General features: G+C 64.2%; 20 protein-coding genes and 1 tRNA gene. 12 read left to right on the forward strand and 9 right to left on the reverse strand.

All coding sequences use genetic code 11. The annotated features are described in order from the left end of the window. Positions 1-18 precede the first annotated feature (18 nt). From gatD to QQ977_RS08445, 8 genes are all read left to right on the forward strand, one after another. A complete protein-coding gene (gene gatD / locus QQ977_RS08410) occupies positions 19-1,263 on the forward strand; it encodes a Glu-tRNA(Gln) amidotransferase subunit GatD (RefSeq protein ID WP_285925237.1) in 1,245 nt (414 codons plus the stop codon). A 4-nt stretch (positions 1,264-1,267) separates the two neighbouring features. Further along, on the forward strand, positions 1,268-2,191 hold the full coding sequence (locus QQ977_RS08415) for a GNAT family N-acetyltransferase (protein ID WP_285925238.1): 924 nt from the start codon (positions 1,268-1,270) through the stop codon (positions 2,189-2,191). A gap of 141 nt (positions 2,192-2,332) precedes the next feature. Further along, positions 2,333-3,052 (forward strand): DUF2103 domain-containing protein, encoded by a 720-nt coding sequence (locus QQ977_RS08420; protein WP_285925239.1) that lies wholly within the window; start codon positions 2,333-2,335, stop codon positions 3,050-3,052. A gap of 59 nt (positions 3,053-3,111) precedes the next feature. Then, positions 3,112-3,378, forward strand: a complete 267-nt coding sequence (locus QQ977_RS08425) for a 50S ribosomal protein L37ae (RefSeq protein WP_285925241.1) — start codon at positions 3,112-3,114, stop codon at positions 3,376-3,378. A 2-nt stretch (positions 3,379-3,380) separates the two neighbouring features. Next, positions 3,381-3,515, forward strand: a complete 135-nt coding sequence (locus QQ977_RS08430) for a DNA-directed RNA polymerase subunit P (protein WP_285925243.1) — start codon at positions 3,381-3,383, stop codon at positions 3,513-3,515. Positions 3,516-3,522: 7 nt separating this feature from the next. Next, the gene (locus tag QQ977_RS08435; RefSeq protein ID WP_285925244.1) at positions 3,523-3,786 is read left to right on the forward strand and encodes a KEOPS complex subunit Pcc1; all 264 of its coding nucleotides are present in this window, start codon (positions 3,523-3,525) and stop codon (positions 3,784-3,786) included. 137 nt (positions 3,787-3,923) lie between these two features. Further along, positions 3,924-4,307 (forward strand): prefoldin subunit beta, encoded by a 384-nt coding sequence (locus QQ977_RS08440; protein ID WP_285925245.1) that lies wholly within the window; start codon positions 3,924-3,926, stop codon positions 4,305-4,307. Beyond that, the gene (locus QQ977_RS08445) at positions 4,307-4,552 is read left to right on the forward strand and encodes a DUF3194 domain-containing protein (RefSeq protein ID WP_285925246.1); all 246 of its coding nucleotides are present in this window, start codon (positions 4,307-4,309) and stop codon (positions 4,550-4,552) included. The genes QQ977_RS08440 and QQ977_RS08445 overlap by 1 nt, the downstream gene beginning before the upstream one ends. Before the next feature lie 110 nt (positions 4,553-4,662). Here the strand turns inward: QQ977_RS08445 and QQ977_RS08450 are convergent, their stop codons facing one another. Next, positions 4,663-4,824, reverse strand: coding sequence for a preprotein translocase subunit Sec61beta (locus QQ977_RS08450; RefSeq protein WP_285925247.1), 162 nt, complete (start codon positions 4,822-4,824; stop codon positions 4,663-4,665). A gap of 147 nt (positions 4,825-4,971) precedes the next feature. On the opposite strand from QQ977_RS08450, the gene QQ977_RS08455 reads away from it, so the two are divergent. Continuing rightward, a complete protein-coding gene (locus tag QQ977_RS08455; protein ID WP_285925248.1) occupies positions 4,972-5,241 on the forward strand; it encodes a thioredoxin family protein in 270 nt (89 codons plus the stop codon). Positions 5,242-5,301: 60 nt separating this feature from the next. Here the strand turns inward: QQ977_RS08455 and npdG are convergent, their stop codons facing one another. From npdG to QQ977_RS08485, 6 genes are all read right to left on the reverse strand, one after another. Then, positions 5,302-5,970: an NADPH-dependent F420 reductase gene (npdG, locus tag QQ977_RS08460; RefSeq protein ID WP_285925249.1), complete on the reverse strand. Its 669-nt coding sequence runs from the start codon at positions 5,968-5,970 to the stop codon at positions 5,302-5,304. Positions 5,971-6,057: 87 nt separating this feature from the next. Beyond that, the gene (locus QQ977_RS08465) at positions 6,058-6,315 is read right to left on the reverse strand and encodes a hypothetical protein (protein ID WP_285925250.1); all 258 of its coding nucleotides are present in this window, start codon (positions 6,313-6,315) and stop codon (positions 6,058-6,060) included. A gap of 86 nt (positions 6,316-6,401) precedes the next feature. Then, positions 6,402-7,520, reverse strand: coding sequence for a putative sulfate/molybdate transporter (locus QQ977_RS08470; protein ID WP_285925252.1), 1,119 nt, complete (start codon positions 7,518-7,520; stop codon positions 6,402-6,404). Between the two features lie 204 nt (positions 7,521-7,724). Further along, positions 7,725-7,886, reverse strand: coding sequence for a hypothetical protein (locus QQ977_RS08475; protein WP_285925253.1), 162 nt, complete (start codon positions 7,884-7,886; stop codon positions 7,725-7,727). A 267-nt stretch (positions 7,887-8,153) separates the two neighbouring features. Beyond that, positions 8,154-8,257: transfer RNA gene (locus QQ977_RS08480), tRNA-Arg, on the reverse strand. A 302-nt stretch (positions 8,258-8,559) separates the two neighbouring features. Then, entirely contained in the window at positions 8,560-9,027 is a 468-nt protein-coding gene (locus QQ977_RS08485) for a hypothetical protein (protein WP_285925254.1), read from the reverse strand. Positions 9,028-9,391: 364 nt separating this feature from the next. Here QQ977_RS08485 and QQ977_RS08490 point away from each other — a divergent pair, with 364 nt between their 5' ends. Both QQ977_RS08490 and QQ977_RS08495 read left to right on the forward strand, forming a co-directional pair. Further along, the gene (locus tag QQ977_RS08490; protein WP_285925255.1) at positions 9,392-9,961 is read left to right on the forward strand and encodes an AAA family ATPase; all 570 of its coding nucleotides are present in this window, start codon (positions 9,392-9,394) and stop codon (positions 9,959-9,961) included. Further along, on the forward strand, positions 9,958-10,368 hold the full coding sequence (locus QQ977_RS08495; RefSeq protein ID WP_285925256.1) for an RNA-binding domain-containing protein: 411 nt from the start codon (positions 9,958-9,960) through the stop codon (positions 10,366-10,368). Before QQ977_RS08490 ends, QQ977_RS08495 begins: the two co-directional genes overlap by 4 nt. On the opposite strand, the gene hisB is transcribed toward QQ977_RS08495, so the two are convergent. Further along, positions 10,369-10,962 carry an imidazoleglycerol-phosphate dehydratase HisB gene (hisB, locus tag QQ977_RS08500; RefSeq protein ID WP_285925257.1) on the reverse strand — a complete coding sequence of 198 codons (594 nt, stop codon included), beginning with the start codon at positions 10,960-10,962 and terminating at the stop codon, positions 10,369-10,371. Between the two features lie 257 nt (positions 10,963-11,219). Here hisB and QQ977_RS08505 point away from each other — a divergent pair, with 257 nt between their 5' ends. Further along, positions 11,220-11,489 carry a hypothetical protein gene (locus QQ977_RS08505; RefSeq protein ID WP_285925258.1) on the forward strand — a complete coding sequence of 90 codons (270 nt, stop codon included), beginning with the start codon at positions 11,220-11,222 and terminating at the stop codon, positions 11,487-11,489. Between the two features lie 2 nt (positions 11,490-11,491). Here the strand turns inward: QQ977_RS08505 and hisA are convergent, their stop codons facing one another. Beyond that, the gene (gene hisA / locus QQ977_RS08510) at positions 11,492-12,217 is read right to left on the reverse strand and encodes a 1-(5-phosphoribosyl)-5-[(5-phosphoribosylamino)methylideneamino]imidazole-4-carboxamide isomerase (protein WP_285925259.1); all 726 of its coding nucleotides are present in this window, start codon (positions 12,215-12,217) and stop codon (positions 11,492-11,494) included. Positions 12,218-12,251 lie beyond the last annotated feature (34 nt).

The following is a 12,251-nucleotide window of genomic DNA, read 5'->3' on the forward strand; positions in this document are numbered from 1 at the left end:
GCTGCGCAAGCACTCCGCATGAATCCAGGTGACCGCGTCCGCGTCGAACGCACGGACCGGAGCTACGAGGGCGTGTTGCTCCCCTCGAGTGACGACGACCACCTCGTCGTCAAACTCGAGGGCGGCTACAACGTCGGCGTCGACCGCGAGGGAAGCGACGTCGAGGTACTCGAAGAGAACGTCTACGACGTGACAGACACACAGAACGGCGACGGCGACTCGGAGATCGAGTTCGACGAGGAGCTGCCGACGATCTCGTTGATCTCGACGGGCGGTACGATCGCCTCGACGGTCGACTACCGGACCGGCGCGGTGACCGCCCAGTTCGACGCCGAGGACGTCCTGCGTGCGGTGCCCGATCTGGCCGGCCGGGCGAACTATCGCGGGCGCGTCGTCGCGAACATCCTCTCCGAGAACATGACTCCCGAGGTCTGGCAGGAGCTCGCCCGCGCGGTTTACGAGGAGATCGAGGCTGGCGCCGACGGCGTCGTCGTCATGCACGGCACCGACACGATGCAGTTCTCCGCGGCGGCGCTTTCGTTTACCCTCGAGACGCCGGTGCCGATCGTCTTCACCGGCAGTCAGCGATCGGCGGACCGGCCGTCCTCGGACAACGTGATGAACGCCGTCTGTGCCGTCGAGGCCGCCAAAAGCGACTGTGCGGAGGTGCTCGTCTGCATGCACGCCACCGAGTCCGACGACCGGTGTGCGCTCCATCGCGGCACCCGCGTCCGGAAGAACCACACCTCCCGCCGGGACGCCTTCGAAACCGTCGGCGCGGAACCGCTCGGCGAGGTCGACTACGACTCCCTCGACGCGTCGTTCCATCGCGAGTACCGGGAACGGGGCGAGACGGACCTCGAGATCGCTCCCGACCTCGAGACCGACGTCGAACTGCTGACGTTCACGCCGGGAATGGATCCCGCCTTCCTCGACGTCGTGGAGAGTAAGGCGGGACTCGTTCTCGAGGGTACCGGGCTCGGCCACGTCAACACCGACCTCATCCCCCGAATCGAGGAACTGATCGACGACGGGACGACGGTCGTGATGACCAGCCAGTGTCTCGAAGGCCGGGTCTGTGACCGGGTCTACGACACCGGCCGGGACTTACTCGAGGCGGGCGTGATCGAGGCCGGCGACACCCTCCCCGGGACCGCGAAGGTCAAGCTGATGTGGGCGCTCGAAAACGCCGACGACCTCGAGGAGGCGATGAACACCTCCCTCGCCGGGGAGCTGACCCGCCGGTCGGTCCCCTGGGAGTAGGGCCATGAGCCTCGAGATCCGACGCGCGACACACGACGACTACGAGGCGGTCGTGGAGCTGACGAGCGACGTCTGGGCCGACCGCGGCGGAGACTACATTCCGCGGATCTACCACGACTGGCTCGAGGACGACGACGAACCCCACCGGAAGACGCTTCTCGCCGAGGTCGACGGCGAGGTCGCAGGTCTCGTCCAGGCGGTGATGCTCTCGTCCGACGAGGCGTGGTTCCAGGGGATGCGGGTCGCTCCCGAGCACCGTCGCGTGGGCGTAAGCGAACGGCTCAACGACGCCTGTTTCGCGTGGGCTCGCGAACGAGACGCGACCGTCGGTCGGATCATCGTCTTCTCGTGGAACGTCGCCGCTCTCGGGGCTGCCCGCGCCGGCGGCTACGAGCCGGTTACCGAGTTCCGGTGGGCCTACCCCGGTCCAGATCCCGACGCGACGGGACCGCTCGAGGTCGTCTCCGATCCGTCCGTCGCGTGGCGCTACTGGACCGACAGCGACGCCCGCACCCGGCTCCGTGGACTCGCGCTCGATCCTGACGAATCGTGGGCGTTGCGAGAGCTCACCCGTCGCGACCTCGAGCGACTGGCAGCGGAGACGGCCGTCTTCGCCGTCGTCGGCGATCGAGGCGTCTCGGGGATGACCTACCGGGTCCGGACGGTCGAACGCGAGGTCGACGGCGAGACCGAGACCTGGGCCGAGTACGGCGTCGGCGCGTGGGACGACCTCGAGTCCGCCCGAACGCTGTGTGCTGTCGTTTCCCGAGACGCCGGGGAACTCGCGGTCGACGGGGCGCGGATGCTACTCCCCGAAACCGCCGCCTCCGTCACCGACGCGGCGTACGTCTGTGAGACCGTCTCCGAGGAGGCAGATTTCGTCCTCGAGGTCGACCTCACCGGTTATACTGCCGGACGTACGTCGTGAACGATTCTCGCCGTCTCGGGGTGGCGAGAACCTTCACACAGTTACGTCCGACAGTATAACCGTCCGCCACTGGACGGCGGAAGTCCTGGCGGCGACGGACGAAAACGCGTCCGTTTTACGTCAGCGACCCGAACGACCGACATGGAGTGTCGGCACTGCGCCTCGCCGCTCGAGAAGCCGGGAGACTTCTGTCTGGTCTGTCGGGAGGGAAACGCCGACACGATCGTTCTCGAGGCCGACCGAGACCGGGCGACGATCACGATACTCGACGGCGAGGACGTCGTCGGCGAGACGACGATCACGACGACGCCCGAGGACGACGAGGAGACGGTCGTCGTCGAGTTGCGAAACTTCGCGGGGCTAGTCGCCGACGAGATTCGACGGAAGCGACCGGAGGAAATCTACGCCACGGGCGACCGGGATGTCGTCCGAGCCGTCAGGACCGACCTGCATCACTCGTTTTACCGCGTCGACGGCACGGATCCGGTCGAGACGGTCCTCGAGCGACGCGGCGATCGGGCACTCGACGTCGTCGAAACGCCGCCGGTCGAGAAGATCGGCGGCAGCCACTCGACGCTGATCGGCGGTCGAACGGGAATGCGCGCGATCCAGACCGTCGCGGGCCACCCACACGTCAAGAAGGTGATTCCGGGACCGATCGACGCCGGCGGGAAAGGGTCTCAGTCCGGGTTGCGAGCGAAGGTGACCCGCGCCGACGACGGCGGCAACGTCCGGATGATCCTGCGAAACGGCTCGAGCGTCCAGGAGAACCGGATCGTTACGACGGCCCGCGACCGACAGACGGGCGAACGCGTCCGCGAGGACCTAAACGACGTGCTCGCCGAGGCGGACCTGCGGTAGCCGGCTTTCGATCGTAACTCAACACCTTTTTACGGTCTCTGCGAGTACGGAACGGTACTATGGCCGAACAAGGGAAACGAAAGGTCGGTAGTGCGGGTCGATTTGGCGCACGCTACGGTCGCGTCGCGCGTCGCCGCGTCGCCGAGATCGAAGACGACATGCGAAACTCGCAAGTCGACGGCGACGACGTCACCCGTCTCGGCACTGGCATCTGGAAGAACGAGGAAACTGGCGAGGTCTTCACCGGCGGCGCCTACCGCCCCGAGACTCCCGCCGGAAAGGCCGTCACGCGATCGATTCGTGCTGCACTCGGCGACGACGAGTAAGTATGAGCTACAAGTGCTCTCGCTGCAAGCGTGACGTCGAACTGGACGAGTACGGCGGCGTCCGCTGTCCGTACTGCGGACACCGCGTCCTCCTGAAAGAACGCAGCCGGGACGTGAAAGAAGTCGACGCCGAGTAACCGCCGCGTGTTCTCTCACGACGCGACACTCGAGTTCGCCTACGAAGAGGAGACTCGAGCACGCGTCGTCTACGACGCTGTCGCCCGCGAGATCGGCGAGATCGACGACGAACGGTCACGGGCGAGGATCGACAGGGACGGACCGGTCCTCACGCTCGCGGTCGACGCGCGAGACCGGACCGCGCTCCGGGCTGCGTTGAACACCTGGTGTACGCTGATCGACGTTGCAGAACGGTCGACGGCGCTCGGTGGTCGGTTCGAAACCGGGTGAACGCGACTGATCGCTACGCGAAGGTGGCATACTGCCGACAACACCCCGCTCGGGCATCGATCGCACTCGAGACGCGATGTCCTGGACGGTCGGTGACAAAGCTTGGCTTTATCAGTCCGGAGGGCGAGAGTCGAGATATGCAAGGTAATCTGCCGCCGGAAGCGCAGGAAAAAATCGAACAGCTGCAGGACCTCCAGGAGACGGCTCAGACCGTCGCCGCCCAGAAACAGGAAGCGGAGTCGACGCTCACCGACGCCGAGAACGCCCTCGAGGAACTCGACTCGATCGACGAAGAGACCACGATGTACCGACAGGTCGGCGAACTGCTCGTCGAAACCGAGTACGACGACGCCGAAGACGACCTCGAGGAGAAAGTCGACAACCTCGAGATCCGTCTCGAGACGCTCGAAAAGCAGGAAGAACGCGTCCAGCAGCAGTTCGAACAGCTCCAGGAAGAGCTCGAGGACCTACTCGGTGGCATGGGTGGCGGGATGGGTGGACCCGGTGCCGGCGGCGCGTAATGCCAACCCAGCCGTCTGACGAAACGGTCGTCGAAACCGCCGCGGAGGCTGCCGAGGGGTTGATCTTCTCGCGGTACAAGCAGTCCGACGTCCGCGATATGGACGTCACTGTCACCTTCGAGGACGGCGTCCTCGAGGTCGACGTCTATCTCGACGCCCCAGACGACGACGTCGATCCCGAACGGGTCGCCGACGACGCGGCGCTGGCCGCTCGAGCGGCGGTCGACGACTTACTCGAGGGCTAGACTGAACCCGCCGCTTCGGTTTTTTGCGGTGAACGATCGACCCGTACGGATCGAGCCGTCGCTATCGGACCGCAAGCGCGGAAGGAAACGGGAAAAACGCAGACCGCCGATTATGCGACGAACGTCAACAACTGGACGAGCACGCCCAGCATGACACCGAAGGCGATGACCGTCTTCGGATTGATCTGGATCGCGTTCGAGTCCTCGGAGTCGAAGTACCGGACGAGTCCGGCACTGGACATCAGTCCGCCAGTGTTCTGTCCTCTGTCCATATGCGACACACGGGGCTACCCGACACTAAATCTTTCGACACCCGATCCGAACTGTCGGCGTCTACTCGACGGATCGCGCTCGTCGGAGACCGATTCGGCGGGTGGGAAACCCTTATGCGCGATGCGACGGAACACCCAATGAACGGTATGACTGTCACGCTCAAGGACTTCTACGCAGACTGGTGTGGCCCCTGCAAGACCCAGGATCCGATCCTCGAGGAACTCGAGGAAGACTGGGAAGGAAGATTCGAAGTCGAGAAGATCAACGTCGACGAACAACAGGAGATCGCAAACGAGTACCAGGTACGATCGTTGCCGACCCTGATCGTCGAGAACGAAGACGGCGTCGTCGAGCGCTTCGTCGGCGTCACCCAGCGCGGTGACCTCGAGGACGCCCTCGAGTCCGCCGGCGCGTAACTGATCGGCGCCGATCGCCGGCCGCCGACGTCGTGAAGATCGTCGCTCGAGACCGACGGGTTATATGAACCGGATGCCGACGTCGTGAAGGTCGTCGGTGTACCGGCCGACGTTGATCAAAAGCGGTGTCAGACTCTCCACCTCGGCGGCGTTTGCGAGCGGCCCGGCGTCGACGACCCGCAACCCTTCGATCCCCGTCGCGAGCAGTCGGACGGTCTCTTTTGCGTCTTCGTCGTCGCCGACGATGGGAACGTCGAGGTCGAACTCGAGTTCAAGGTTCGCCAGCCGATCGGCGGCGAGGTTGTGAAACGCGCCGACGACTGCGACGCCGTCGGGAGCGCGGTCTGCGACCAGCTCCGTCACGCTGCCGACGCCCGGCGGGTGGTAGTGCATCCCGTCGCCGTCGCTTTTCATGCCGACGGCCGGACTGACGAGGATCGTCTCGTCGTCGAGCTTTTCGGCGACGGCGTCGACGGTGTCGCCGACGTGATACGGCGGAACGGCGAGGACGACGACGTCCGCCCGGTCGGCCGCCATCTCGTTTGCAAACCCGTTGATCGTTCGATCGCGACCGCGGCTGTCGAGTTCGGTCTCGTACTCCTCGGCTGCTGTCCGGGCTTTCTCGGGATCACGGGAGCCGATCAGAATCTCGTGATCAGTGTCGTACGCCCACCGCAGGGCAAGCCCCTGTCCGATGTCTCCAGTACCGCCCAGTAGTGCGATTCGCATGGTCGTTCCTGCGGCCGGGATGGGATTAAAGGGACCGGGGGCGGCCATCGTCGCCGCTACCTGGCACCGTCGTCCAACACGACGGGCTCACGGGGCGTCTTCGTCGTCGGGATTCATCGCTGCACCCAGTTCGCTATCGTAGGCCTCGCGTTCTCCCACCTCGCGGATCCGTTGGTCGAGTCGATCCGCGAGCGCCTGTCGGCGCGTCTCGTCGACTGCTGGCTCGGTACGGAGCTCGTGCACGTCGTCACGAGCCGACTCGAGGACGGCGAGTGCCGCCTCGTCCTCGAGGCCGGTCGCTCGATCGAGGGCGTGCGCGATTGGCTCGAGTTCGTCGTCGGACATACGTCGCCGTCCACCGGCCACACCTATGAACGACGGCCCTGCGATGCCTGTGTCGGTACGGTACCGGTTCGGACGTTCGCGAACGTCTATCGACCATCCGCTCCGAAACGAGTCGAGACGAGCCAGTACGCGACCGTTCCGAGGACGAACGCGAGCCCCACGTTGCCGACTAGCCCGACGGCACCGACGACGAAGACGATAGCGAGTGCGGGCACCGTCTCGATCGGAGCCAGCGCGGCCCGGCCGAGCTCGAGGGCGACGACGACGAGCAAGACGCCGAGTAAGGCAAGCGGAAACGCCGCGAGCAACGCGCCGGTGGCGACGAGCGCGAGCGCGAGATAGCCGACCCCGAGCAGGACGTTCGCGCCGCCGGTCCGAGCGCCGAAGGCGTACTTGCCGGCCAGTCCGCCGCTGCCATGACACATCGGCACGCCGCCGGCGGGGATTGCCGCCAGACAGGTGACGCCCATACTTTCGGAGAGGTCGTCCGCCGAGATTCGCCGATCGTAGAGGTCGGCACAGAGCAACGAGGTCGCAATCGCCGCGTTCCCGACGGTCATCCCCAGCTGGGCGACGGTTCCCTCGAGCGCGGCGATGCTCGCGGTCGGCGAGCCAGCCGGAAAGACCGCGAGTGCAGGCAGCGTCGGCGACGGAAGCCCCGCGACGAGGACGGCGGCCACGCCGCCGACGCCTAACACGACGAGGACGCTCTCTTGCCGGTAGCCGACGACGGCGAGTGCGACCACCAGCGCGAGCCCGGCGGCGGCCACCGGCACGTTCCCGACCGAGAGCCCGACCGCCGCCTCGAGCAACAACAGCGCAACGGCGAGTTGAATCCCGCGGACGACGGGCTCGCCGACGACCTGCTGGAGGCGACCGATCAGCCCGAAGCGACCGGCTGCGAGGAGGACGACCCCCGCGAGCAAGCCGGCGGCGGCAAGTTCCGCATACGAGAGTACGCCGACGATCGCCAGCCCGACGAGTGCCTTCATCGGCTCGACCGAGATCGGCATCCCGTAGTACAGTCCCCAGACGATCTGGAAGACGCCGAACCCGACGAGCACGTGGGGTAACGAGACACTCGTTGTCATCGCCAGCGCAACGATCAAGGGAAGAACCGTAACCGAATCTCCTAACGCCCCCGAGAGTTCCGACGACGAGAACTCGAGTTCGTGTTCTGTCCCGAACACCGACGAAATGGCCATCGAAAGATGCTATGGCCCCCGGACCCTTCACTGTTGTTAGTAACGCCCGTGCGTTACTCTCTGACATGGGGTAACTGACATCAGTTACTTCAGTTGCGCTTCGGCGCACGAGGCTAGTCCCGTACCGACGGCCGAGCGAGGCCGATGGATAGACGTCACTACCGACGAGCCGAGTACAAAAACGGCGGCTCGAGGTCCCGCGATTTACTGCGGTTCCGCGTCGCTCGAGTCGCCCTGTGGCGTCGCGACGACTTTCTTTGCCCACGCACTCGAGAGGTGTGGCGCGAGCGCGACTGCCACGAAAAAGAGCGTGGACACGGCGACCGTGATGGACGCGAGGATGGCAACGATGGTGGTGATACTCATAATTCAACACGAGGTTTTTCGTACCAATATATTAGTATTACTGTTTTCTTGCTTCTTTGTGGATTGGTACCAATGATTCCGCGAGGGCGTGGGCTGTACCGACACCTACGCGGAGCTTCGGGGAGATGGCAGAAACCGACAGTTTTCGCACGGGCACGATGGGATTTGAACGACGCCCGAGAACCTGCGCTTCGTGCAGAACCTCGGTCTAATTCAAATCCCCTGCGTACTGCGGTTCAGCACGCCTCGTAGTGCTCGGCGACTTCACGGGCACGATGGGATTTGAACCCACGACCGTCGGATGTCTTCCCCCATCGCACCTGCGATGAGGATAGAAGTCCGACGCTCTGTCCAGACTGAGCTACGTGCCCTCGAGTACGAATCGACGATCAATTGGTATAAGCGGTGCGGATTATCCCGCCGATCATTCGTGAACGCGGAACGCAGTCACTCTGACGGTCGACTCGACGAGACCTCGAGGTGATCGTACTCGCGAACACGAGAAGTGACGAGCACAGCGAACGATACGTCCCGGCAGAAACTGGTGTGCTCGGAATTGCCCGACGTGGTCCCTCCGCAGATTCTCGTTACCGATTGTGATAGTTCCAACGTATCAACATCTGTCTTCAGACGGTCGAAAAAAGAACGGTGCTGACCGCGTCAGCAGTCGTGATTACGCTCCAAGTCCGCCGTCCTCGTCATCTTCGTCCATCTCGTCGTCTTCGCCGTCACCGTCGCCCATCTCGCCGTCTTCATCGTCCATCTCGTCACCTTCATCGTCACCGAGGCCATCGTCTTCGTCGTCGCCGAGCCCGTCGTCTCCGTCATCCATCTCGTCGTCTTCGTCGTCGCCGAGATCGTCGTCTCCGTCATCCATCTCGTCGTCTTCGTCGTCGCCGAGACCGTCGTCTCCGTCATCCATCTCGCCGTCTTCGTCGTCGCCGAGACCGTCGTCTCCGTCATCCATCTCGTCGTCTTCGTCGTCCATCTCGTCGTCTTCACCGGGCTCTTCCTCACCACCGTCGTCGTCGCCGATCGGACCGTCGTCGTCGTTGTCCATACAACCCGCAATCGCTGCGATCGCACCGACGCCGAGCGCCTTCGTGAACCGACGTCTATCGAGGTTCGATGGGTCTGTCATAGCGCAGTCGATCCAACGAGGAACCTCCCAATAATGTGGATGCTCCGTTCGCTCGATCAATTCCGATTCAGACGAATTATCGACTTTCCAACCTGGATATGCGAACAGTTGCAAACGCGACCGCCGTTTCTCCTCGTGCAACCGGGTTCTACGGCGCTCGTATCGTGTCAGAACGTTTCGTTTCCGAATGCTGCCGGGACGACGCTCGTACGGGCCGTTCGTCGTCCCCGAGGGGTTAGGTTTGCTCGCAGTACACCCCCGTTAATGACGTTTCGATGGTCGAAATTCGCGCTCGAGAGCGGCTCCGGCGTGTGACGAGCGACGAACACAGCGCTTATACACGCTACGCCTGTACCCTCTCCCGATGCAGGTTATCGCAACCGTGGGACTTGCCGGCAGCGGCAAGAGCGAAGCTGCCACGGTCGCTCGCGAGGAGGGGATTCCGGTAGTGACGATGGGCGACGTCGTTCGTCAGGAGACCAAAGACCGCGGACTCGACCCGACGAAAGACCACGGTACGGTTGCACAGGCGCTTCGCGAAGAAGACGGGCAGGCAGCGATCGCCGAACGGTCGTTGCCGATGATCGACGATCGTCTCGCAGACCACGAGGTCGTCCTCGTCGACGGCATCCGTTCGGACGCCGAGGTCGACGTCTTCGAGGAGCGATTCGGCGAGGACTTCACGCTCGTCAGCATCGACGCGCCGTTTGAACTCCGAGCCGAGCGGATCGACGCCAGAGGACGAGACGCGAGCCAGGACGACGGCGGCGAGGCACTCGCTGCCCGTGACGACAGAGAGCGAGGCTTCGGGATGGACGACGCCATGGAACGTGCAGACGTCGTCGTCGAGAACACCGGTTCGCTCGAGTCGTTTCACGACCGGATCCGATCGCTCATTCGCAAACATACGAGGACACGAAACGCAAACTCATGACTGACATTTACCGCATCGACGTCGAAATCACGGCACCGGTTTACGACACCGAGGTGACCTCCCGCGTCGCAGACGCCGTCGCGAACGTTTTCCCCGAGGCCGACCTCGAGGAGGCCCACGGAGAGGTCCGCGGGACTGCACACTCCCTCGAGCACTTTTCCGAGCTGCTCCACCGCCAGGAAATTCTCGACACCGCCCGCGGGGAGTTCTTCACGAATCGCGAGAACGGTACGTTTACGTTCGCGCTGAAAAAACAGGCGGCGTTCGAGGGGCGGGTGAACTTCGCCGTCGGCGAATCCGACGAACTCGGCGAGATCACCGTTCGCGTCCGGGTCGACGACCCCGACCTCGAGTCCTACGTCGACCACGTCGCGCCACCGACCGAGGACGGCCGGCCGATCGAGTGATCACTCCGAGAGCGTCCCTTTCGTGCTCGGCGTCCCCTCGCGGCGCTCGTCGATCCGGGTCGCGTCGTCCAGCGTTCGTGCGAGTGATTTGAAAAGCGCCTCGATCTCGTGGTGTGCGTTCTCGCCGTCGACCGACAGGTGTAGCGTCAGGCCGGCGTTGGTCGCGAGCGACTCGGCGAAGTGTCTGGCCATATCGCTCGTGAACTCGCCGACGTGGGCCTGGGAGAACTCGCCGTCGAAGTAAAACCGTGGGCGGCCACTGACGTCGACGACCGTCGCGGCGACGGCCTCGTCGAGTGGGACCCGTCGATCCGCGTACCGGACGATGCCAGTGCGGTCGTCGAGCGCCTCGTCGAACGCCGTCCCGATGGCGATCGCGACGTCCTCGACCGTGTGGTGGTCGTCGACCTCGAGGTCGCCGTTGCACTCGAGTTCGAGATCGAACAGCCCGTGGCTGGCAAACGCCGTCAGCATGTGATCGAAAAAGCCGATACCCGTCTCGACGGCCGTCTCGCCGGTGCCGTCGACCGCGAGAGTGCACTCGATCGTCGTCTCTGCGGTCTCGCGCGTGACGGTCGCGGTTCGATCGCTCATGGACGAACGAGGCGACCGATGATACAAGGCGATTCCGCTCTCTGTTCCCGTCTCGCGAGCCCAGTTCGGCGTTCGTTCGTGTTAAAATACGAAACGCCCTCAGAACTCTGTATAAAATTTTAGACCGCAGTAGCGGACGTTTCGAAACGACGTATGCGTCCCCTGTGATCGGTAAAACGGGTCGAAACGGATCGAATATTCACCGTATTATATGATGTCTGTAGTGAAAGTCACTGTTACACCGAAGGTGTCTCACAATGTCAACACCCCCGCTTTCGGATGACACGGTCCCTCCCTCCGGCGCCGACGCCGACTCGGAGCCGTCACACCTGTACAGTCGATTCGTCGATTCGATCAGGGGTCCGATCCGGTTTCTCGCGTTCTGGACCGCGATCGCCCTCCCGTTCGTGTACGTTCCGCTCCTCGTTCGCGGGCTCGAGAATCCGACCGTCACCGTCGCCTTCCTGACGCTGCTCGTGGTAAATTCACTCGCACTCTACGTCGGCCACGATTACAACCGGCCGTGAGTTTACTCCTCGAGTCGGTCGTGCGTTTCTTCGAGCGTGAACGCACCCTCGTACAGTGCGGTGCCGACGACAACTGCGGCCGCGCCGGCGTCGCGTAACGCGGCCACGTCCTCGAGAGACGCCACGCCACCGCTTGCGACGACCGGGACGTCGGTCGCGTCGACGAGCTCTCGGACCGGCTCCGTATCGACGCCCTCGAGTCGCCCTTCGACGTCGACGTTCGTGAAGAGAATCGCCGCGGCACCGCGTTCTTCGTACCGCTTTGCGGCGTCGGCCGGCGTGATCCCTGCGCTTTCGGTCCAGCCCTCGACGACGACCTCGCCGTCTTTGGCGTCGAGGCTGACGACGACGCCGTCGGGATACTCGTCGCTGAGTTCGCCGACGAGTTCCGGATTCTCGACGGCCGCGGTGCCGAGGATGACGCGGTCGACGCCGCGTTCGAGCAGGTCGCGGGCGTCTTCGGCCGTCCGGATCCCGCCGCCGAGCTGGGTCGGAACGTCGACCGCGTCGACGACCGCGTCGATGGCTGTGGCGTTCGCTCGTTCGCCCTCGAACGCGCCGTCGAGGTCGATCAGGTGAAGCGTCTCCGCACCCGCCTCGACCCAGCGTCGGGCGGCTTCGACCGGGTCGCCGTAGCGTTTCTCGGTGCCGCGTTCGCCCTGGACCAGCTGGACGACCTCACCGTCCTGTACGTCGACCGCCGGGATGACCTCGAACCCCTCGTGCATGGAAGAGAGCGAGAGGCCGACGCGAGTAAAGGCG

The sequence above is a fragment of the Natrialbaceae archaeon AArc-T1-2 genome (genome assembly GCF_030273315.1).
Taxonomy (GTDB): Archaea; Halobacteriota; Halobacteria; order Halobacteriales; family Natrialbaceae; genus Tc-Br11-E2g1.